The following is a 20,382-nucleotide window of genomic DNA, read 5'->3' on the forward strand; positions in this document are numbered from 1 at the left end:
GCGTTATTGTCGGAACACGCTGATTTAGCGGCTCCGCTGCGTTCCCAAAGCGCCGTCTTTGGGGTACTTGCAAGGACATGACCAGCGGAGCCGTAGCAGCAGCCAGAAACATCCTCACGCGCCTCCACGAGGTGATGGCGTCGCGCAGTCATGCGCAGGCGAAGCTGAACACCGTGGCGGAAGTGATCGGGGAGTGCCTCAATAGCGAGGTCTGCTCGGTCTATCTCCTGCGTGAGGGGATGCTAGAACTGTTCGCGACACGCGGCCTGGCACAGGAAGCCGTGCACGTTACGCGCATGGCGGTGGGAGAGGGTCTCGTCGGCACCATCGCCGATCAGATCGAGACCCTCAACCTCGCTGAGGCTGCAGCCCATCCGGACTTCTCCTACCGGCCGGAAACGGGCGAGGACAAGTTCCACTCCTTTGCCGGCGTGCCGATCGTGCGGCGCGAACGGGCGGTGGGCGTGCTGTGCGTGCAGCATGTCGATCCGCGCCGCTACGAGGAAGTGGAGATCGAGGCGCTGCAGACAGTGGCGATGGTGCTCTCCGAGCTGATCGTCAACGCGGGCCTTATCGACGAGGAAGGCGCCGGCGCGCTCGACGCGGCGCAGACCGGGCCCGAACAGCTTCGCGGGCTGACGCTTGTGAAGGGGCTGGCGTCCGGCGTGGCCGTGTTCCACCAGCCGCGCGTCAGGATCGAGCACATCGTGGCCGAGGATACCGAGGCCGAGCGCCAGCGGGTGATCCTCGCATTCGACAAGATGCGCGAGCAGATCGACCGCATGGCCAGCCAGGCCGAATTCGGCGTGGGCGGCGAGCAGGAGGAAGTGCTCGAGACCTACCGCATGTTCGCTTACGACGAAGGCTGGACGCGCCGGATCAACGAAGCGATCGATTCCGGTCTGACCGCCGAAGCCGCGATCGAGCGCGTGCAGCAGCGCACGCGTATGCGGATGCGCCAGATCGACGATCCGCTGCTGGCCGACCGTATGCACGATCTGGAGGATCTGGCGAACCGGCTCTTGCGGATCGTTTCCGGCCAGCTCGGCACGGCGGCTTCGCTGGGCCTGCGGGCGGACGCCATTCTGATCGCGCGCAATCTGGGGCCGGCCGAGCTGCTCGAATACGACCGCCGCCGCCTCAAGGGCGTGATTCTGGAGGAAGGCTCGCTCACCAGCCATGTCGTGATCGTGGCGCGGGCCATGGGTATCCCGGTGCTCGGGCGCGTGCGGGGCCTGCGCGGCGTGGTGCGCGAGGGCGATCAGCTCCTGCTCGATGCGGATCAGGCCACGGCAATGGTGCGCCCTTCGGCGGGCGTGGTCGAGGCATTCGAGGCGCGCTTTGCCAAGAGCCGCGAGCGGCAGGCCGCCTATGCCGCGCTGCGCGACGTCAAGCCGGTGTCGCGTGACGGGCAGCGGGTCATGGTGAAGATCAATGCGGGGCTTCGCGACGATCTTGCCAATCTCAGCCTGACCGGCGCCGACGGCATCGGCCTGTTCCGCACCGAGTTCCAGTTCCTGGTGTCGGCGACGCTGCCCCAGCGCGAGCGGCAGACGCGGCTCTACCGCGACGTGATGGATGCCGCGGGCGACAAGCCGGTGGTCTTCCGCACGGTCGATATCGGCGGCGACAAGACGCTGCCCTATCTGCGCCACGACGACGGGGAGGGTGAGGAGAACCCGGCGATGGGCTGGCGCGCGCTGCGCGTCGCGCTCGAACGCGATGGCCTGCTCAAGGCGCAGGCGCGTGCCCTGCTCGAAGCGGGGGCGGGGCGCACGCTCCATGTCATGTTCCCGATGGTGGCCGAGCCGTGGGAGTTCGATGCGGCCAAGGCGGTGTTCGACGGGCAGCTTGCCTATCTCAAGCAGCAGAAGAAGCTGCTGCCCGAAGCGATCCGCTACGGCGTCATGCTCGAAGTGCCGGCACTGGCCGAGCAACTGGACCTGCTGGCGCCGAAGATCTCGTTCCTTTCGATCGGCACCAACGATCTGACGCAGTTCCTGTTCGCCGCCGACCGTTCGAATCCGAAGCTGGCGGAACGCTATGACTGGCTGAGCCCGGCGATCCTGCGCTTCCTCCGCCGGGTCGTGCGCAGCCTCGATGGCTTCAATGTCGACATCAGCGTCTGCGGCGAGATGGGCGGGCGCCAGCTTGAGGCGCTGGCGCTGCTGGGGCTGGGGATCCGGACCATGTCGATCACCCCGGCCTCGGTGGGGCCCGTCAAGGAACTGGTGGGCAAAGTCGATCTGGGCGAGATCGGTGCGGCCATGGAAGGCTGGCTCACTTCGCCGCCGGCGGACTTGCGGGCCGCGATAACCAAATGGGCCGCTGGCAGGGGCATCCATACCGACTGATATTTGTCATCTGGCCGCCGTATGCCGCAAGCAGGACGGTGCTGGCCGCAATATAATCCATCATTTTCTCGGCACCCGATTGACTTTGGGCGGCCGGGCGGTTTGGTTATGCACCACTTACGGGAAATAACGATCAATACCCTTCGGGAGCCGCATGGATAGCCAGAATTCCGATAGCCTGGGACAGGCAGGTCTTCCATTGACTGCCGGGGGACGGTTGCGTTCCGCGCGGGAGGCAGCGGGTCTCACGCGCGCCGACATCTCGTCACAGACGAAGATTGCCGAGCGCCACCTTTGCGCTATCGAGGAAGACCGTTTCGGCGATCTTGCCGCCCGCACGTATGCCGTCGGCTTCGCGCGGGCCTATGCGCGCGCGCTGGGGCTCGACGAGGGCGAGATCGCGGCCGCCGTTCACGCACAGATCGATGCCGAGGAAGCCGACCAGACGAACGTGGTGTCGAGCTTCGAGCCGGGTGATCCCGCGCGGGTGCCGCCGGTGCGGCTGGCATGGCTTGCCGCAGGCGGCGCGGTTGTCGTGATCGTTCTGCTGCTGGTGTTCTGGAGCAGTTTCCTGTCGCCTGAAGGCAAGCTGCCGGATCTGCTTCCGGCCGAAACCGCAAAGCCGGTGGCGAGTGCTCCCGCAACGGTGTCTGCACCTGCGCCGGTCGCGAGTGACAGCCCGGTCGTGCTGACGGCGACGGCCGACAATGTGTGGATCAAAGTGACCGACGGCAGCGGCAAGCCGCTGCTGGACAAGAAACTGGCCAAGGGCGAAAGCTGGACCGTGCCTGCGGATGTCCGGGCGCCGCAACTGCGCACCGGCCGCCCCGATGCCTTGCAGCTTACCGTTGGCGGCAAGGCCATTCCGCCGCTGGCCACGCGGCCCGAGACGGTATCGGGCGTATCGCTCGCCGCACCGGTCCTGCTGGCCCGCTCGGCTACCGTCCCGGCGCCGAGTCCCACGCCCGCCGCCACCCAGGCGCAGCAGCCTGTACGGCGCCCCGTGGCGAACCGCACCACGGCAAACACGCCGGAGCCGGCTCCTTCGCCTCAGGCCACTCCCACGCAGCAGGTCACGCCGGACCGGGCTTCGCCGCGTCCGTCGGGCACGACGTCTTCGAGGCCGGGCGCTACGCCGAGCGCTACGGCGGGAACCAAGCCGGCGCCTTCGCCCGTGCCAACGGCCACGCAGAAGCCGGCTACGGCTCCGTCCACGGCTCCAGCTCCCACGGCCAATGCCGTGCCGGCCCCGGCCGCGCCGCAGCCGAGCCGCCCGGCGGAGCCTCTTTCCACGGTTTCGGACTAGGCACTCTCGACAGGTCGCGGGACATGCGGCAACAATCCTGATGGACGTTCCCTTGGTTAATGCGCCGTTCCGTTCGCTTGTGCCAGCAAACGGCGGGCCTGATGCAGGCCGTCCAGGGCGAAGCCCCCACGCGGGGCAATGGGACACGGAGTTGAATTGGCAATGAAAGCTTCTTTTGGCGGTACTTTGTCCGCGCGCCTCATGGCAACGGCGGCCGTAGCGGCAATGCTGGTGTCCGGGCTGGTATCCGGCGCGGTGCCGGCGATGGCCCAGGACAGCGTCGACGGGCGGCTGAAGAAGGTCGAGGCGGAAGTGCGGGCCTTGCAGCGCAAGGTTTTCCCGGGGCCGGATGGCAAGTTCTTCGAGCCCGAAATCACGCCCACGCCAGCCCCGGCGGGCACGCCGCTCCAGCCTGCGACGACGCCGGTGACGGACCTGCTAACGCGCATGGATGCGGTGGAAGCGCAGATGGCGCGGCTGACCTCGCAGATCGAGGAAAACAGCAACCGCATCAACCAGCTGGAGGCAAAGCTGGCTGGAGGCCTGCAACCCGCTGCTGCACCGGTCCCTGCGGAGAACGCCGGGCCTGCGCCGCAAAGCAATCTTGCCGCGATGACGGGCGGCGCTTCGGCAAAGCCCGCCCCGACTCCCGCTCCGGCCCCGGCTGCAGCCAAGCCTGCCGCACCGTCCTCGGCCCGCGTCGATGCCGTCAAGGCGATCGTCAAACCGCAGACCGACGATCCGGCTGACGACGAATACAGCTATGGCTACCGCCTGTGGGAGGCGAAGTTCTATCCAGAGGCCGAGCAGCAGCTGAAGCTGTTCCTCGAAAAGTATCCCAAGCACCGCCGCGCGAGCTGGGGCCGCAACCTGCTCGGCCGCGCCTATCTCGACGACGGCAATCCGGGTGAGGCGGCCAAGTGGTTCCTGCAGAACTACCAGACCGACAAGCGCGGCGAACGCGCGCCGGACAGCCTGCTCTATCTCGCCATCACGATGAAGCAGATGAAGGACACCAAGCGCGCCTGCATCGCGCTGGCCGAATTCAGCGAGACGTATGCCGCCGAGGCCGCGGGCCGTCTGAACAGCCTCTATACGTCCACGCGCAATGGGCTCGCCTGCAGCTGAGGGCAGCCTGACGGCCGGGGCGGTCGAGCGGTTTCGCACCGGCCTTCGCGAGATCTGGCCGGAAGGCGCGGATGAACCCGAAGCTCGGCTGGGGCTTGCCGTTTCGGGCGGGCCGGACAGTCTGGCCTTGCTCCTGCTTGCTCACGCGGCGCTGCCGGGCCGGGTGGAAGCGGCGACTGTCGATCATGGCCTGCGCCCCGAAAGCGCGGCCGAGGCTGTCGAAGTCGCGCGGGTCTGTGCCGGGCTGGGCGTGCCGCACGCCGCGCTGTCGGTCGAAGTCGCCGTCGGCAATATCCAGGCCGAGGCCCGGCTGGCGCGCTATACCGCGCTGGCGGACTGGGTAGAGGAACGCGGCCTGGCCGCGCTGGCAACCGCGCATCATGCCGACGATCAGGCCGAAACGCTGCTGATGCGGCTCAACCGTGCGAGCGGCGTGGCCGGCCTGGCCGGCGCGCGCGCGCGGGGCCGGGTGCCCGATACGCCGATCCCGCTGCTGCGTCCGGTGCTCGACTGGCGGCGGGGCGAGCTGGGCGAAGTGGTCCGTGCCGCAGGACTCGTCGCGGCGGATGATCCCAGCAATGCCAACGACCGCTTCGACCGGGTGCGCATCCGCAAGGCGCTGGCCGATGCCGACTGGCTCGACGTTGCCGCCATGGCCCGCAGCGCGGCGCATATCGCCGAAGCCGATGCCGCGCTTGACTGGATGGCCTCGCTCGAATGGCGCTCCTGCGTGAAGAAGGAGCCGATGGGACTGAAATACAAGCCGCAGGCCCCGCGCGCGGTGGCACTGCGGGTCGTGGCGCGCATCGTCCACGAACTCGGCGGCGAGGAACCGCGCGGCAGCGCCGTGGCGCGGCTGGTCGACACGCTGGTGGCAGGCCGCCCGGCCTCGATCGGCGAACTGGTCGTGCGGCCCAATGCCGGCGGCTGGAGTTTCGCGAAAGCGCCGGTCAGGGCCGCGAAGCGCCGGGACTGACGGCCCCATTTCGATCAAACAAATCCGTTCGTGTCGAGCGAAGTCGAGACACGTTGGCGCGGCGCTCACGTGTCTCGACTTCGCTCGACACGAACGGGGGGTAGCAGTGTTGCGGGCTCGGGCGATCAGTGGCCGACGAGGCTGTCGCCGAGGCTGACCTGCTTGCCGCGCGTGATATAGACCTTGTCGCCCAGATGGGTGGTCGCGAAGAGCTTGGCGGCGAAATCCTCGGGCATTCCCACGCAGCCGTGGCTGGCGTAGCCCTTCTCCACCTTGGAGCCGTGGAGAGTGATGCCGTCGTCGGTCAGGCGCTGCATGTAGGGCATCGGCGCGCCGGTGTAGATGTTGGAAACATGATCCCGGTCCTTCTGGGTGATCGGGAATACGCCCAGCGGCGTCGGTTTGTCCTCGGTGCCCAGCAGCACGGCGGTGGCGCCGATCTCGTAGCCGTCGCGGAACACCGAGAGCACGCGCGCGTCGAGATCGACCGTGATGACGATCGGGCCCTTGGGCACGTCCTTCTCGTTCCAGTGCCATTCGCCGTACTTGATCGGCCCGTTGATCGGCAGGATGCGCTTGATGACGAAAGGCTCGTTGGTAGCGGCGGCTTTCGGGGCGGGGGCGGGGGCGGGGGCAGGAGCCTGCTCGGGCGTCCTGGATAGCGGCGCGGGAGCCTTGGTGGCAGCGACCGAGGCCTCGGCCAGCGAGGCGGGTTTGGGCTTGGACGGGGCAGCCGCCATGACCAGCACGCCGGCAATGGCGGCGAGGGCGACGAAGCCCGAGGCGAGAAAGATACGTCCGTCCACTAAAGCGGTTCCTTGGCAATTCCGGGCGCGAATCCCGGGGCCTTCCTTGGCATATCTTCGCCTAAGACGGGGTAAACCGCCAGAGTGCAGCCAAGGCCGTCCCGTCGCAGGACTGGCAGCAGGCAAAAGTTAATGCGCTTCGTTGCCTGCGGTGCAGCCGTTTTTCCTGCGGGTAGCGGGCCTATTTCTTGCCCGAAGGGGACCGCGCGATGCCTTCGCTCAGGATCGAATTGGCGAGGTCCGCCACTTCCTCGGGGCTCGCGTCGTCGGACCAGACGGCATAGCGCAGGCCCAGGAACACGTTCATGCCCATGATTGCCCAGGCGTGAGCCTCGCCCAGTCCCTCGCGCAGTTCGCCCCGGCGCGCGCCTTCGGCCAGGCGTTCGCGGATGCGGTTGGCGGTGGTCTGGTAGTGCTGGCGGAAGCTTGCCGGATCGACGAATTCGCACTCGTCGATGATCCGGTAGATTTCCTTGTGCTCGCGCGCGAAGCGCAGGAAGCCGGCGAAGGCCGCGCGCTCGACATCCAGCGCGGGCAGATCGGCTTGCAAGGCGTTCTTCGCCGCTTCGCGGACTTTGCCGCTGAGATCGTCCACCAGCGCACGGAAGATTTCGTCCTTCGAATCGAAGTACGTGTAGAAACTGCCCAGCGCGGTGCCCGCGCGGCGGGTGATCGCAGTGATCGAGGCATCGTGAAAGCCGCGCTCGCCGAATTCGATGGCCGCCGCATCGAGCAGTTTGCGCAAGGTCCTGCGGCCGCGTTCGGTACGCGGCACCTTGCCTGCCGGAGTTGCGTTGCTCGCGTCTGCTGTGGTCACAGGGACACAGGTAAACCGCCTTGGGCAGCTTGGCAAACATTCAAAGTTGAAACATGGTTCAACTATCAATATAGGATAGGCCAACAACAAGGTTCATTGGGAGCATAAGTGATGCGTAAGGCGCGTTTTCTCGCGATCGGTTCGAGTGTGCTGGCTCTGTCCGGCGGTATCGGCATTTCCGCCCCGGTCATGGCGCAGGATGCGCCGCCCGAGGCGCAGTCTGCGGACGATGTCGGCGGCGACATCATCGTCACGGCCCGCCGCCGCGAGGAGCGGCTGGTTGATGTGCCGGTGGCGGTTACGAGCTTCAGCGGCCAGCAGCTTGAGATGGCGGGATCGGCCGACATCACCGATCTGGCGCAGACCGCGCCGAACGTGACGCTGGAGCCTTCGCGCGGGACCAACTCGACCCTCTCCGCCTTCATCCGCGGCGTCGGCCAGCAGGACCCGGTTTCGGGTTTCGAGCAGGGCGTGGGCATCTATCTGGACGATGTCTATCTCAACCGTCCGCAGGCCGCCGTGCTCGACATCTACGACGTCGAACGCATCGAGGTGCTGCGCGGGCCGCAGGGCACGCTCTATGGCCGCAACACCATTGGCGGCGCGGTGAAGTACGTGACCAAGCCGCTGCCCGATGTGCCCTCGGTCAAGGTCAAGGCGACGTACGGCAGCTATAACCAGCTCGATGGCGTGCTGACGGCGTCTGCTCCGCTCAACGATATCGTCCGCGTGGGCGGATCGGTGGCCCGGCTTACCCGCGACGGGTTCGGCAAGAACATCACCACCGGCAAGGACAACTACAACAAGGACATCTGGGCTGCGCGCGGCACGCTGGAAATGGGTGGCCACGGCGAGCCGGTTTCGATCCGCATTTCGGGCGACTATACCCGCGACCGCAGCAACCCGCGCGGCGGCCACCGGCTGATGACCGGACCGTCGGCCGGCAGCGAAATCCTGCCTGACGTGTTCGACAGCGCGGGCGGTATCGACGATCCCAAGCAGAACGTCGAAGCCTACGGCCTGGCCATGAACATTACCATCGAGGCGTCGGACGCGCTGACCTTCAAGTCGATCAGCGCCTGGCGCAAGGACCATTCGGCCACCCCGATCGACTTCGACGCCACGCCCACGGTCGATCTCGACGTGCCGGCCTACTACCGCAACGAGCAGCTCAGCCAGGAATTCCAGCTCGCCTATGACAATGGCGGCAAGCTGCAGGGTCTGGTCGGCTTCTATGTGCTGGATGCAAGCGCGGATACCTACTTCGATTCGCGCCTCTACACGACTTACGCCACGATCCTGCCGATGCTCACCGGGCATACCGAGGCGAACGTGGACACCAGGACCTGGGCGGCCTTTGCCGATTTCACGTACAATTTCACGGATCAGCTCAGCCTGTCGCTGGGTGGCCGCTACACCTGGGACAAGCGCGAGGCCAATATCCTCAAGCAGAACTACATCTACGGTGGTTCGGCGGGTTTCCAGAACCCCGGCGTGCTGTTCTCGACCGATACCGATTTTTCGGGCAGCGCGGTGTTCAAGAAGTTCACCCCGCGCGCTTCGGTCTCGTTCAAGCCGACACCCGATCACAACATCTATGCAAGCTACAGCCAAGGCTTCAAGGGTGGCGGCTTCGATCCGCGCGGCGTGGGCAATAACGCGCCGACCACCAATCCGAGCGGTGTGCCGAGCGATGCGGAAATCACCCAATACCTGAGCTTCAAGCCGGAAACCGTCGACAGCTACGAACTGGGCTACAAGGGCAACCTGCTGGGCGGCGCGCTCTATATCGCGGCTGCGGCGTTCCGGATGGATTACAAGGATATCCAGATCCCCGGCTCGGTTGCCTGCACAGTCAAGGGCGTGCCGACATTCTGCGGGATCGTCTCCAACGCGGGCAAGGCGCGCCTGCAGGGCTTCGAACTGGAAACCACCGCGCGGCTGGGGCGTGATCTTGCCGCTTCGGGAGACCGTCTGAGCCTGTCCGGCTCGCTTGGCTACATCGATGCCAAGTTCAAGAAGTATGAGACGCTGATCGGCGGCACGACCGTGGACGTCGCCCAGTACCGCTACATCCAGAACACACCCAAGTGGACCGGCAGCGCGACGCTGGCCTATTCCGTGCCGGTCGGCGCGGGCGACCTCAATGCGTCGACGACCGTGTCCTACCGTTCGAAGACCCACCAGTTCGAACTGCCCAACCCCTACCTCGACCAGAAGGGCTATGCCCTGTGGGATGCCAGCCTGGTCTATACCGCGCCGAACCACCGCTGGACCCTGGGTGTCCACGGAAAGAACATCCTGGACAAGAAGTACATCACTTCGGGCTACAGCTACATCAGTCAGGATCCCGAAACCGGTGCGGTAAACCTCGACTCCTCGGGCAAGCCGATCCCGACGCTGGGCACCGAAGGAACGCTGACGGGCTTCTACGGCAATCCGCGCCAGGTCTTCGTGACGGCAACGCTGGAGTTCTGAGCCGGCTCCGGCCGGTCCGGTCCGGCGGGCCTTCCATCCCTCACCCCCCGTGGGAAGGCCCGCCGGCCGATCACGCCCTCAAAAGGATCTTGTCATGACATACCGCGACCACCGTTACCGCAGTGCCTGCGGGCGGCTGGAGCTGGCTGCACGCGATTATCCGGCCACAGATCCGGGCGCGCCGGTGCTGCTGATGATGCATGGGCTGACGCGCAACAGTGCCGATTTCGAACCCCTCGCCGCGCATCTGGCCGGGCGCTACCGGCTGATCGTGCCCGACCAGCGCGGGCGCGGCCTTTCCGAATGGGATCCCGATCCTTCGCAGTACCGGCCGGACGTCTATGCGCAGGACATGCTGGCGCTGCTGGACGGGCTCGGCATCGGCCGGGCCGGGATGATCGGCACTTCGATGGGCGGGCTCATGGCCATGGTGATGAACGCCCTGCGTCCGGGCCTGGCGCAGGCGGTGGTGTTCAACGATGTCGGGCCGGAGCTCGATCCGGCCGGCATCGCGCGCATCCAGGGCTATGTCGGCCCCGCCGGTGCGATGGCGAACTGGACCCAGGCAGCGGCGCGCTGCCGGGCGATCAATGCCCCGGCTTTTCCCGACTACGGCGATACCGAGTGGATGGCCTTTGCCCGCCGCACATGCCGCGAGAATGCGGATGGCACGGTGTCCTTCGCCTACGACCCGGCCATCTCGGACAGCATCGAGGGCGATGAGCCGCAGACAGTGCCGCCGGACCTGTGGCCCTTGTGGAGCCTGCTCGATGCCGTGCCCGTGCTTGTCGTGCGCGGCGGCCTGTCGGATCTCTTGAGTGTGGCGACCGAACGCGCCATGGCGCAGCGGCACTCCGGGGCTTATGCGAGTGTCGAAGTGCCGCGCGTCGGCCATGCGCCCATTCTGAACGAGCCGGTGGCGCTGGCGGCGATCGAGGCATTCTGCAAGGACCATGTGACCTGAGATGAGTACGGCGAAGCGGGCAGGCGGGGCAAAGCAGGCAGGAAGCGCGGGCCCCAACAGGGTTCTGGCGATGCTGCTGCTCGTCTATGTCTTCAATTTCGTCGACCGCCAGATCCTCGCGATCCTTGCCGCGCCGATCCAGGCCGATCTGGGGCTGAACGATGCCCAGATGGGGATGCTCGGCGGACTCGCCTTCGCGATCCTCTATTCCACGCTGGGCGTGCCGCTGGCTTCGCTGGCGGATCGCACCAGCCGCTCGTGGGTCATCACCGGCTCGCTGGTGATCTGGAGCCTGTTCACGGCCGTCTGCGGGCTGGCGCAGGGGTTCTGGCATATCTTCCTGGCCCGGCTGGGCGTCGGCGTGGGCGAGGCGGGCGGCGTCGCGCCGTCCTATGCCGTGATCGGCGATCATTTCCCCAGCGAACGGCGCGCCTTTGCGCTTTCGATCTATTCGCTGGGCATTCCGCTCGGTTCCGCGCTGGGCGTGCTGGCGGGCGGCTATATCGCGGCGCGGGTGGACTGGCGGGTGGCGTTCGTCACGGTCGGTATGGCCGGGCTGCTGATCGCCCTGCCGTTCCGCATGGTCGTGAGGGACAAGCCCAAGCCGGCCGCCAGTGCCGGTGCTGTGCCTTCGGTGAAGCTGGGCGCGGTGGCGGCGGTGCTGGCGCGCAAGAAGGCGTTCTGGCTGCTCAGCTTCGGCGCGGCGTCCAGTTCGATGCTGGGCTATGGTCTGGCCTTCTGGCTGCCCAGCCTGCTGCAGCGCAGTTTCGGGCTCGATCTCGTGCATACCTCGTGGTTCATCGGCGCGGTGCTGCTGATCGGCGGCACGGTGGGCGTGCTGATGGGCGGCGCTCTGGCGGACCGCCTCGGCAGCGCGGACCGCGCATTCTACGGCTGGGTTCCGGCGATCGCTTACGTGGTTGCGGTGCCGCTGTTCGCGGGCGGAATCTGGACCTCCAGCGTGCTGTTTGCCTTCCTGCTGTTCCTTGTCCCGCAGGCGCTTGCCTATGTCTGGCTCGGCCCGGTGACGAGCGCGGTGCAGCACCTTGTCGAACCGCCTGCGCGCGCGACCGCTTCGGCGCTGTTCCTGCTGATCAACAACCTGATCGGCCTGGGTGGCGGCATCTATGCCTTGGGCCAGCTTTCGACCCTGCTTACCCCGCACTTCGGCAGCGAGGCGCTGCGCTATTCGATGCTCTGGGCGCTGGGGCTCTATCTGCTCGCCGCGCTGTTGATGGCGCTGGCCGGACCCGCGCTGCGCCGCGAATGGGTGGCCGAGCGCTGAGAGGCGCGTCGCCGTCGCGTGACTTTCGCATGTTCCGGTACGCTTGCCGGTAAGAACGCCGTATCAGTTCGTCCGCGTTTCCGGCGGCGCGAATGGGCTTTAGCCCGGGGCTTCAGGTCCGGGCACTTCCTTCATAGAACCAGTCGATCGCTTCGGGGTTTGCGCAAACGCGCTCGCCCAGCGCGCGCAAGTGGCGGGAAATTTCGTCGGTCATGCCATCGGATTTCGCGTCACCGGTCACGCCTTTGCGGATCATGGCCCCTGTTTTCAGGATGGGCACCTGTCCGACCGTGCAGGCCTCGAACTTGTCCTCGTGCCGCTTCATCCAGGGAAACGAGGTGTATTCCAGGATCTTCGGCCACTGCTCGGCCGTGGGTTCAATTTCCAGGAATTCGGCGATTTTCCGGATCGATCCTTCGTGATCGCGCTTCATGTCCGCATAATGCATGAACAGGACATTGTCCCGTTCCCGAAGCGGCCACCAGGCGTTGAGAAACCCGAAGAAGCCATGTTCATGCATGCCGCTGCGTTCGATGAACTCCTCGTAGAATGATGCGAAGTCCGGACGGGCCATGGCTTTCCGCGGTATTCCCCAGAGTTCGAACCATTCGTCCGAATGCTTCTCGATGAACGGCCGGAAAGAGACCAGGGCTTCTTCCGGATTGCGAAAGACGACAACGTATTTCACGTTCCGGTCCGAGCCGGTTTCGATGAACGGGACCACGGGCGGCGCGGAATGCGTCTTGAATGCGCGGCGGCGGCCAGAAGGCATGGCGTCAAGACGGTCCAGGACTTCTTGATATGGCTGGCCGGGCCGGCCGATGAATTCGATCCAGGGCACTTCCTCGTAGATGTCCCGGAAATCCGGAGTGCCGCCGGTGAGCAGCTGATGGACGATATTCATCGTCCATGTCGTTCCGCTCTTTGCCGGAACCGAGATGATGACATCCCCGTCGCGCCACGCGATCTTTTCCTGAATCTGCGGCTGTATCCAGGGCGGCCCTGCCTGAGGGGCCTCGCTTCCCATCGCATTGCTCATGTTGCCGGTCTCCCCATGGATCGCCGCCTGATTGTCTGCGGCGTCTCATGTCCCCGCTCGATAGCGGGGTAATACGGGATAGCCACCGGGACTTTCTGCGCAATGGAGAATATTGCGGGCCCGGTCCGCCCAGCTTTCCCCTGGTCAGGGAAAATCGTGTGTCGCTACGTGAGTCTCTAGCGGGGCCACTACCGGTTCGCGGGCAATGGCCACGGCAATTGCCAAGTCGCCCACGACATTGACGACGGTGCGGAACATGTCGAGCAGGCGGTCCACACTGATGACGAGGCCGATGCCTTCCGGCGGCAGGCCGGTCAGTGCCAGAACGGTGGCGACGGCAGGCAGGCCGCCGGCCGGAACGCCCAGCGTGCCCATGCCCGCCAGCGCGGCGACGGCGAAGACCAGCGCCTGCTGGTCGAGATGCAGGTCCATCCCGAAGAACTGGCCGACGAAGAGCACGGTGACGGCGATGTAGATCGTCGTGCCGCTCTGGTTGGAGACCGTGCCGAGGCCCAGAACGGGCCGGACGACCGGTCCCGGCAGGCCGAGGTCGACTTCCGCCACTTTCAGCGCGGTCGGCAGCGTGGCGTTGGACGAGGAGGTGCAGAAGGCGATCACGGCGGCCTCCTGCACACTGCGCAGGAACGTGACGGGCGCCAGCTCGCCGCGCATCCATACCACCATGAAAAAGGTGATGACGATCTGCAGCGCCAGCGCGGCAATGACCACGCCGATATAGGCGCTGAGATAGACCAGCAGGTGCCAGCCGAACATCACCGTGAGGTCGAACATGAAGCAGGCGACCGCGAGCGGAGCGAATCGCGTGACCAGCGCCACGGCCCGCATCCCGATATCGAACAATCGCTCGCAGGCGCTTACCAGCCAGCGTCCGCTCTGCTTGCGCAGCAGGGGCAGGGCTGCGGCAATCGCGAAGGAAGCGATCACCATGATCAGGATCCACCCGTTCACCGAGCGGAATCCGGGCGCCAGGTCCATCAGCCCGCGCGGGATCGCGGGCAGGTGGGTGGCCACGAGCTGCTGGCCGATTTCGGGCGGAATGCCGTCACCCGGGCGGAACAGGTTGGCCATGGCGAGGCCGATCAGGGCCGCCGAGGCGGAGACGGCGATCATGTAGACCAGCGTCGTGGCGATCAGGCCCTGCATACCGGCATTGCCGCGGATGCGTGAGAGGCCACTGACGATGGCGGAAAACAGCAGCGGTGCGATCAGCAGGAACAGCACGCTGAGGAACACCTGTTCCACCGGGCGCACGAACCATTTGAGGATATCGGATGTCAGGGGATGCGTCGGCGCGAGGAACTCGACCAGCGTGCCCGCTCCGGTGCCGATCGCGAATCCCAGGAACAGCAGCATATGCGGCCGCAGCCGGAGCCAGCTGCCGCTGGCGGGCGGCGGGGCCGCAGGCGCCCCCGCTTGGGGGCCAGTCGGGAAGTCAGGTCGCCTCATCTGGCAATCGTCATCCTCTGGGGGTTGCCGGCCTGCGTTCCGGGCGTTGAAGGAAATTCGGCCGCTGAATAGTGCAAAGTATCAACTACTTCACGAACCCTGTCAGCAAGCTGTCATCTGGGGGACTTGTGCAAAATAAGTATCGGCGGGATTCCCGGGCTGCTTTTGCGGCTGCCGGAAGACGATAGTGGCTTTCACGCCCGTGCCGCCGGAGCCTTCGTCCAGAGCGACCTGGGCTCCCATGCGCTCGCCCAGTGCGCGCACGATCGGCAGGCCGAGGCCGCTGCCGGAGGGCGCGGCAGTGCCCGGCGCGCGGTAGAAGCGTTCCCAGACTTTCTCGCGATCGGCCGGGGCGATGCCGGGGCCGTCGTCCTCGATCTCGACGACCGGCATGCCCTCGCGGGTCAGGACGCGCACGGTCACGGTGCCGTCGGCGCGGTTGTAGCGGATGGCGTTGTCCAGCAGGTTGCTGATCATTTCGGTGGCCAGCATCTTGTCGCCGAGCGCCATGATCGTGGCGGCATCGGCTTCGAAGCCGATGTCCATGGCGCTGGCGTCGGGATGCGTGACGCGGCTGGCGACGATACTGACCGTCACCGCGGTCAGGTCGAAGGCTTCGAGCGCCCCGGTATCGTGACCTTGTTCATCCATCCGGGCCAGCGAGATCAGTTGCCCCAGCAGGCGTTCGAGCGAATCGACGGCCGCGCCGATGTCCTTGAGGGCCGTGGCACCCTGCGGCGTGGAAGGGCCATAGCGGCCCAGCACGTCGACATGGACGCGCACGATGGCCAGCGGGGTGCGCAACTGGTGGGAGGCATTGGACGTGAATTCGCGCAGCGAGCTCAGGGCGCGTTCGGTGCGGGCCATCAGTTCGTTGAACGCCGAGGCCAGCAACCGGGCTTCGCGCGGGGCGTCTTCCTCCAAGGTGAGCCGCAAGTGCGAGGTGGAAAGCCGGCGCGCGGCGCCGATCTGGCGAGTGAGCGAGGCAAACGGGCCCAGGCCCCAGGTGATGGCGCCGTAGAACAGCAGGACTGCCGTCATCGCGATCAGGATGCCCGCTCCGGCCACACGCAGGAAATAGGTCTGTTCGTAGGCCTGCCGGTCATCGAGGAAATCGGCGACCTGGATCACTACGGGCCGGGTGAAGCCGGGCAGGGTGCGGATCTCGGTGGCGATTCGTACCGACCGGCCTTCGAGCACGGCATCGCGCAGATAGGCCGCCTGAATCACGCCTTCGGCATCGCGTGCATCGACATAGCCCTGCACCAGTTGGGTGTTCCGGTAACTGCGCGGAAAGCTGGCAGGCGCATGGCGCGGCATCTTCGCGCCGGGGGTCGGATCGTAGTCGCTGGGCGGAACCAGCCAGCGCGTGCCGGCGATCAGGTGATCGCCTTCATAGACGCTGTAGTGGGAAACGGGGGTCATCTGGTTTTGCAGCAGATGGATGGCCAGCGGCAGGAGCTGGTGGCGCGCCGATGTGTCGGCGTTGATTGCCCGGCTGATCATGGTGACCGAACCGACCAGCGTGCGGTCGGATGCCGTCGAAAGTGTACGGTGGATCATCCAGCACGTGATGCCGCCAAAAGTGATGGCAAGGGCGAGAAGCGGCATCATGACCGCTGCGGTCAAACGGGCGCGCAGCGAGGTCATCGAAACGGGATCAGTTGCCTTCCAGCACGTAGCCGAGACCGCGGACAGTGCGGATCACCGGGCCGTCTGGCATCAGCTTGCGTCGCAGCCGCCCGACATAGACATCAAGCGCATTGGGCGCGACGGCATCGGTGAAATTGAACACTTCGGCCGTCAGGCATTCGCGCGTCACGACTTTGCCGGGGCGGCCCATCAGGGTTTCGAGCACGGCCAGTTCGCGCCGCCGCAGTTCGACCACGGCGCGGTCGAGATGGACTGTGCGGGTGGAACGGTCGAAGCTGAGGCTGCCGACCCGCAGCACCGGGTCAGGCGTGCCCAGACTGCGGCGGATCAGTGCCCGGGCGCGCGATTCGAGCTCGCGCGGATGGAACGGTTTGGAGAGATAGTCGTCGGCGCCGCGATCGAGACCTTCGATGCGGTCGTTCACGGCATCGCGCGCGGTCAGGATCAGAATCGGCGTCTGCACCTCGCGGCGACGCAGCGTGCTCAGAACTTCCAGCCCGTCCATGTCAGGCAGGCCGAGATCGAGGATCACGAGATTGTAAGGCTCGTTCGCCAGAACCTCGATCGCTTCCTCGCCCGTGGATACGAAATCCATGGCAAAACCGGCCGGAGCCATCGATGCTTCCATACCGCGCGCGAGGCTGCGGTCATCTTCGACAATCAGAATACGCAACAACTCACTCCCCGAAAAACGAGTTGCGGCACCCCCTCACCTGCAGGCCCAGCCAGACCGCCCCGCGGCCCAGCCATCCTACCCTCTAGACTTTTCGAATATTTCTTGATTCGACACTGTTTGATGCAGACCTGTCATCAAGCTGTCACCGACCCTGAAATTCTTTTTCCTTGATGCCCTGGAGAGTGACAGCTTGGTGACAGGTCGTCCAGCCTAACTTTCACCTGTCTGAAGAAAAATTGATGCCTTCAGGCTATTCGAGGTCCTTGCAGTGCTCTGTGCGGTGTCCGGCGACAGAGGCGGTAAGGGCTCCCACGGTTGAAAGGGGGACCAATGGTCAGCCGGTTCGGTCGCAAAGTCTCGCCGCCTTCGGGTCCAGAAATTCATATGTACAGCGTTTCGTGCCCGGTCGTTTCCGGGTGCGAATCCGTGCTCGCGCCAGTCGCATTGCGGGCATGATCCTCTGAGGCGCCGGGCCGTTCCCGCGCCATCAGGATTGCAGAGAGTCGAGAAATGCATCCCGCCGCAGGGTTGCGTGCCGAGAGGTATGCTCTTGCGGAACCGATCCGTCGTGCGCCGTTCCGCGCTGTCAGAAGTCTTCGAGTGTCAAGCCCGGCTTCGCTAAGGGGCCTTAAATAAAATTGTTTAAAAACATATAGATAATAAAAATCCGGATCTCCAGGGAGGGGCCCAATACAAGAAATTCCGTTCAACAAGACAGGGGCCGATCCAGATGAAATATAAGGGAACAGCATCCATTGCCGCACTTGCCGTAGGTCTTTGTGCCTGCGTGCATCCGGCATTGGCGCAAAGCGCCGCCGGCATGGTGGCCAGCGGTGCGGAAGCTGCCGCCGCTTCCGATGAGGATGTCGGTGACGCGATCATCGTGACGGGTACCCGCACGACCGGCATGAAGGCGGCCGACAGCCCAGCGCCGATTCAGATCATGGAAGGCGAGGCGCTTGCGCGTACTGGCCAGCCCGACCTGATCCAGGGGCTCGCGCAGAGCCTGCCGACCATCCAGGCCCAGTCCTTCGGTTCGGACATGCAGGCCATGAACCTGCAGATGAAGCTGCGCGGCCTTTCGCCGAACCACACGCTCATCCTGATCAACGGCAAGCGCCGTCATGGTACCGCCAACGTCGCCGTTTCGGGCGGTCCTTACGGTGGTGGCGCTGCGCCTGACATGAGCTTCATCCCGCCCGAAGCGATCGGCCACGTCGAAGTGCTGCAGGACGGCGCTGCCGCCCAATACGGCACCGACGCGATCGCCGGCGTTATCAACATCATCCTCAAGGACCAGGATTCGGGCGGCTCGTTCAGCGCCACCGCTGGCCAGTACATGGATGAAGGCGGCGACACCTACAGCGTGTCGGCCAATGTCGGCTTCGCGCCGGTCGAGAATTCCTTCGTCAACCTCACTGTCCAGAAGAAGAAGAAGGGCTTCAGCTTCCGCGGCAATTACGATCCGCGCGTCTATGGCCCGGTCGCCAGCTATCTGAGCCGGTATCCGGCTGTCGTCGACCAGTCCGACTATCCCTACGTCAACCGCATCGAGGGCGATCCGGAGATCTTCCAGACGGTCGGAACCCTGAATGCCGGTTACAACTTCGGTGATTACCAGCTCTATTTCACCGGTTCGTATGGCCACAAGTACGCGCACGCCTACGAAAACTACCGTACGCCGGACCGTGTGGCCCTGCCCGATGGGACCCTGGTGTACCCCACCGGCTTCTCGCCGCTCGAAGCCGTGCGTGAGACCGACTACGCCGCGACGATGGGCTTCAAGGGGCCGCTGGGCGAAGGTACCTTCGACATTGCCTCGACCTATGGTCACGACCTCGTCAAGGTCTACGTTGAAAACACCGGCAACGGTTCGATGGCGGCCGACTTCGGTTACACCCCGACCGAGTTCCACGACGGTGACTTCAAGTCTTCGCAGTTCACCAACACGCTCGATGTGACTTATCCGATCGAGGTCGGGTTCGCCGAGCCCATGACTCTCGCTGGCGGTCTTGAATGGCGCCGTGACATGTACGGCATCAATGCAGGCGATGCAGGCTCCTACTACGGCAGCGGTGCCCAGTCGTTCTTCGGCTACAGCCCGAACGATGCCGGCAAATACCACCGCACCAACTTCGCCCAGTACCTCGACGTCACGATCAAGCCGACCGACAAATGGCTTATCGACGGTGCGGTTCGCCACGAGCACTACAGCGACTTCGGTGATACCACTGTTTTCAAGCTGACCTCGCGCTACGACTTTTCGCCGATGTTCGCGATCCGCGGCACCGCTTCGACCGGTTTCCGTGCACCGACGCTGGGCGAATCGTTCTATTCGGGCATCAACGTCGGCCCGAACGCGGTCTCCGGTGTGCTGCCCGCCAACTCGGCGGCTGCCGCATCGCTCGGTTTCGGTGGCCTGAAGCCCGAGAAGTCGACGAACTTCAGCGCCGGCATCGTCTTCACGCCGACCCCGAAGGTCAGCTTCACGCTTGATGCCTACTGGATCAAGATCCGCGACCGCATCATGATCTCGAGCTCGTTCTACGGTTTCCGCGGCGCGTACTGCCCGGCGGACTACTCGGGTTCGAACGCTTCGAGCTGCAAGACCTACGTCGCGGACGACTACAACATCTACAACCAGCAGGCTGTCTACGACGCAGTCTCCACGGCGCTGGGTGGCTCGATCCCGTCCTACGTGCTGTATGACTCGAGCCTCGGCAACGGCACCGACACGCGCAACATCAACGGCACTGTGACGGTCCAGACCTTCGTCAACGGCGCGGACATGACCACGAAGGGCATCGACTTCGCGGCGCACTACGACATGATGACCAGCTTTGGCCCGATCAACTGGTCGTTCGCGGCTAACTACAACGAGAACAAGGTCGACAAGATCGCGGCCCTGCCCTCGGCTCTCTACACTTCGACGGTTGATGCCTCGAAGACGGCGCTGATCAACAAGTACACGGTCTGGCAGCTGGAAAAGAGCACTCCGAAGGTCCGTGCAACGCTCGGCGCCTACTGGGAATCGGGCATGTTCAGCGTCAACCTGCGCGAGAGCTTCTACTCGAAGGTCTCCTCGCTCACCACGGCGCCGTCCAACTGCACTTGCTCGGGTGACATCACGATCCCGGTCAACAGCGCCTTCATCACCGACCTCGAACTGGGCTTCAAGCCGACCGAGAACCTCAAGGTCTCGTTTGGTGCGAACAACCTGTTCAACCACTATCCCACGAAGACGCGCCAGGACGTGATGGATGCTTATCTCTCCACCTCGTCCACGAGCTATGCGACGCAGAAGTATCCGTCGATTTCGCCCTTCGGCATCAACGGTGGCTACTACTACGGCCGCGTCAACGTGACTTTCTGATCCTACGGCAACTGGGCGTCGCTTCGTTTCGGCGAAGCGACGCCACCTTTTCAAATTACA

General features: G+C 65.1%; 14 protein-coding genes. 8 read left to right on the top strand and 6 right to left on the bottom strand.

Going from position 1 to position 20,382, the window contains the following annotated elements; translation table 11 throughout:
- Positions 1-77 precede the first annotated feature (77 nt).
- From ptsP to tilS, 4 genes are all read left to right on the top strand, one after another.
- A complete protein-coding gene (ptsP, locus tag NN5_RS09765) occupies positions 78-2,354 on the top strand; it encodes a phosphoenolpyruvate--protein phosphotransferase (protein ID WP_067734088.1) in 2,277 nt (758 codons plus the stop codon).
- A gap of 199 nt (positions 2,355-2,553) precedes the next feature.
- A complete protein-coding gene (locus NN5_RS09770; RefSeq protein ID WP_245656391.1) occupies positions 2,554-3,660 on the top strand; it encodes a helix-turn-helix domain-containing protein in 1,107 nt (368 codons plus the stop codon).
- Between the two features lie 162 nt (positions 3,661-3,822).
- Positions 3,823-4,788, top strand: a complete 966-nt coding sequence (locus NN5_RS09775) for a tetratricopeptide repeat protein (RefSeq protein ID WP_067734090.1) — start codon at positions 3,823-3,825, stop codon at positions 4,786-4,788.
- Positions 4,769-5,764, top strand: coding sequence for a tRNA lysidine(34) synthetase TilS (tilS, locus tag NN5_RS09780; protein WP_067734091.1), 996 nt, complete (start codon positions 4,769-4,771; stop codon positions 5,762-5,764). The genes NN5_RS09775 and tilS overlap by 20 nt, the downstream gene beginning before the upstream one ends.
- 125 nt (positions 5,765-5,889) lie before the next feature.
- Here the strand turns inward: tilS and NN5_RS09785 are convergent, their stop codons facing one another.
- Together NN5_RS09785 and NN5_RS09790 are read right to left on the bottom strand one after the other, a co-directional pair.
- A complete protein-coding gene (locus NN5_RS09785) occupies positions 5,890-6,570 on the bottom strand; it encodes a L,D-transpeptidase family protein (RefSeq protein ID WP_067734092.1) in 681 nt (226 codons plus the stop codon).
- Positions 6,571-6,751: 181 nt separating this feature from the next.
- Positions 6,752-7,387 carry a TetR/AcrR family transcriptional regulator gene (locus NN5_RS09790; protein WP_067734093.1) on the bottom strand — a complete coding sequence of 212 codons (636 nt, stop codon included), beginning with the start codon at positions 7,385-7,387 and terminating at the stop codon, positions 6,752-6,754.
- A 111-nt stretch (positions 7,388-7,498) separates the two neighbouring features.
- Between NN5_RS09790 and NN5_RS09795 the strand changes: the two genes are divergently transcribed.
- The 3 genes from NN5_RS09795 to NN5_RS09805 all read left to right on the top strand — a co-directional run bounded on the left by NN5_RS09795 (position 7,499) and on the right by NN5_RS09805 (position 12,114).
- Entirely contained in the window at positions 7,499-9,865 is a 2,367-nt protein-coding gene (locus NN5_RS09795) for a TonB-dependent receptor (protein ID WP_067734094.1), read from the top strand.
- A 94-nt stretch (positions 9,866-9,959) separates the two neighbouring features.
- Positions 9,960-10,829, top strand: coding sequence for an alpha/beta fold hydrolase (locus NN5_RS09800; protein ID WP_067734095.1), 870 nt, complete (start codon positions 9,960-9,962; stop codon positions 10,827-10,829).
- Between the two features lies 1 nt (position 10,830).
- Positions 10,831-12,114: a spinster family MFS transporter gene (locus NN5_RS09805; protein WP_067734096.1), complete on the top strand. Its 1,284-nt coding sequence runs from the start codon at positions 10,831-10,833 to the stop codon at positions 12,112-12,114.
- Positions 12,115-12,226: 112 nt separating this feature from the next.
- Here the strand turns inward: NN5_RS09805 and NN5_RS09810 are convergent, their stop codons facing one another.
- The 4 genes from NN5_RS09810 to NN5_RS09825 form a co-directional block, all read right to left on the bottom strand.
- The gene (locus NN5_RS09810) at positions 12,227-13,153 is read right to left on the bottom strand and encodes a sulfotransferase domain-containing protein (protein ID WP_067734097.1); all 927 of its coding nucleotides are present in this window, start codon (positions 13,151-13,153) and stop codon (positions 12,227-12,229) included.
- Between the two features lie 144 nt (positions 13,154-13,297).
- Positions 13,298-14,620 carry a dicarboxylate/amino acid:cation symporter gene (locus tag NN5_RS09815; protein ID WP_084384860.1) on the bottom strand — a complete coding sequence of 441 codons (1,323 nt, stop codon included), beginning with the start codon at positions 14,618-14,620 and terminating at the stop codon, positions 13,298-13,300.
- A 102-nt stretch (positions 14,621-14,722) separates the two neighbouring features.
- The gene (locus tag NN5_RS09820; RefSeq protein ID WP_084384861.1) at positions 14,723-16,270 is read right to left on the bottom strand and encodes a sensor histidine kinase; all 1,548 of its coding nucleotides are present in this window, start codon (positions 16,268-16,270) and stop codon (positions 14,723-14,725) included.
- A 10-nt stretch (positions 16,271-16,280) separates the two neighbouring features.
- Positions 16,281-16,946, bottom strand: coding sequence for a response regulator (locus NN5_RS09825; RefSeq protein ID WP_067734099.1), 666 nt, complete (start codon positions 16,944-16,946; stop codon positions 16,281-16,283).
- A 733-nt stretch (positions 16,947-17,679) separates the two neighbouring features.
- Between NN5_RS09825 and NN5_RS09830 the strand changes: the two genes are divergently transcribed.
- The gene (locus NN5_RS09830) at positions 17,680-20,322 is read left to right on the top strand and encodes a TonB-dependent receptor plug domain-containing protein (protein WP_067734100.1); all 2,643 of its coding nucleotides are present in this window, start codon (positions 17,680-17,682) and stop codon (positions 20,320-20,322) included.
- The last annotated feature ends 60 nt before the right edge of the window (positions 20,323-20,382 follow it).

Origin of the sequence: Novosphingobium naphthalenivorans NBRC 102051, assembly GCF_001590985.1 — a bacterium.
GTDB lineage: Bacteria > Pseudomonadota > Alphaproteobacteria > Sphingomonadales > Sphingomonadaceae > Novosphingobium > Novosphingobium naphthalenivorans.

Excerpts from the sequence above, each read along its gene's own strand:
- ptsP (WP_067734088.1), top strand. The coding sequence starts at position 78 with ATGACCAGCGGAGCCGTAGCAGCAGCCAGAAACATCCTCACGCGCCTC.
- NN5_RS09775 (WP_067734090.1), top strand. The coding sequence starts at position 3,823 with ATGAAAGCTTCTTTTGGCGGTACTTTGTCCGCGCGCCTCATGGCAACG.
- tilS (WP_067734091.1), top strand. The coding sequence starts at position 4,769 with ATGGGCTCGCCTGCAGCTGAGGGCAGCCTGACGGCCGGGGCGGTCGAG.
- NN5_RS09795 (WP_067734094.1), top strand. The coding sequence starts at position 7,499 with ATGCGTAAGGCGCGTTTTCTCGCGATCGGTTCGAGTGTGCTGGCTCTG.
- NN5_RS09800 (WP_067734095.1), top strand. The coding sequence starts at position 9,960 with ATGACATACCGCGACCACCGTTACCGCAGTGCCTGCGGGCGGCTGGAG.
- NN5_RS09805 (WP_067734096.1), top strand. The coding sequence starts at position 10,831 with ATGAGTACGGCGAAGCGGGCAGGCGGGGCAAAGCAGGCAGGAAGCGCG.
- NN5_RS09810 (WP_067734097.1), bottom strand. The coding sequence starts at position 13,153 with ATGAGCAATGCGATGGGAAGCGAGGCCCCTCAGGCAGGGCCGCCCTGG.
- NN5_RS09815 (WP_084384860.1), bottom strand. The coding sequence starts at position 14,620 with ATGAGGCGACCTGACTTCCCGACTGGCCCCCAAGCGGGGGCGCCTGCG.
- NN5_RS09820 (WP_084384861.1), bottom strand. The coding sequence starts at position 16,270 with ATGACCTCGCTGCGCGCCCGTTTGACCGCAGCGGTCATGATGCCGCTT.
- NN5_RS09830 (WP_067734100.1), top strand. The coding sequence starts at position 17,680 with ATGAAATATAAGGGAACAGCATCCATTGCCGCACTTGCCGTAGGTCTT.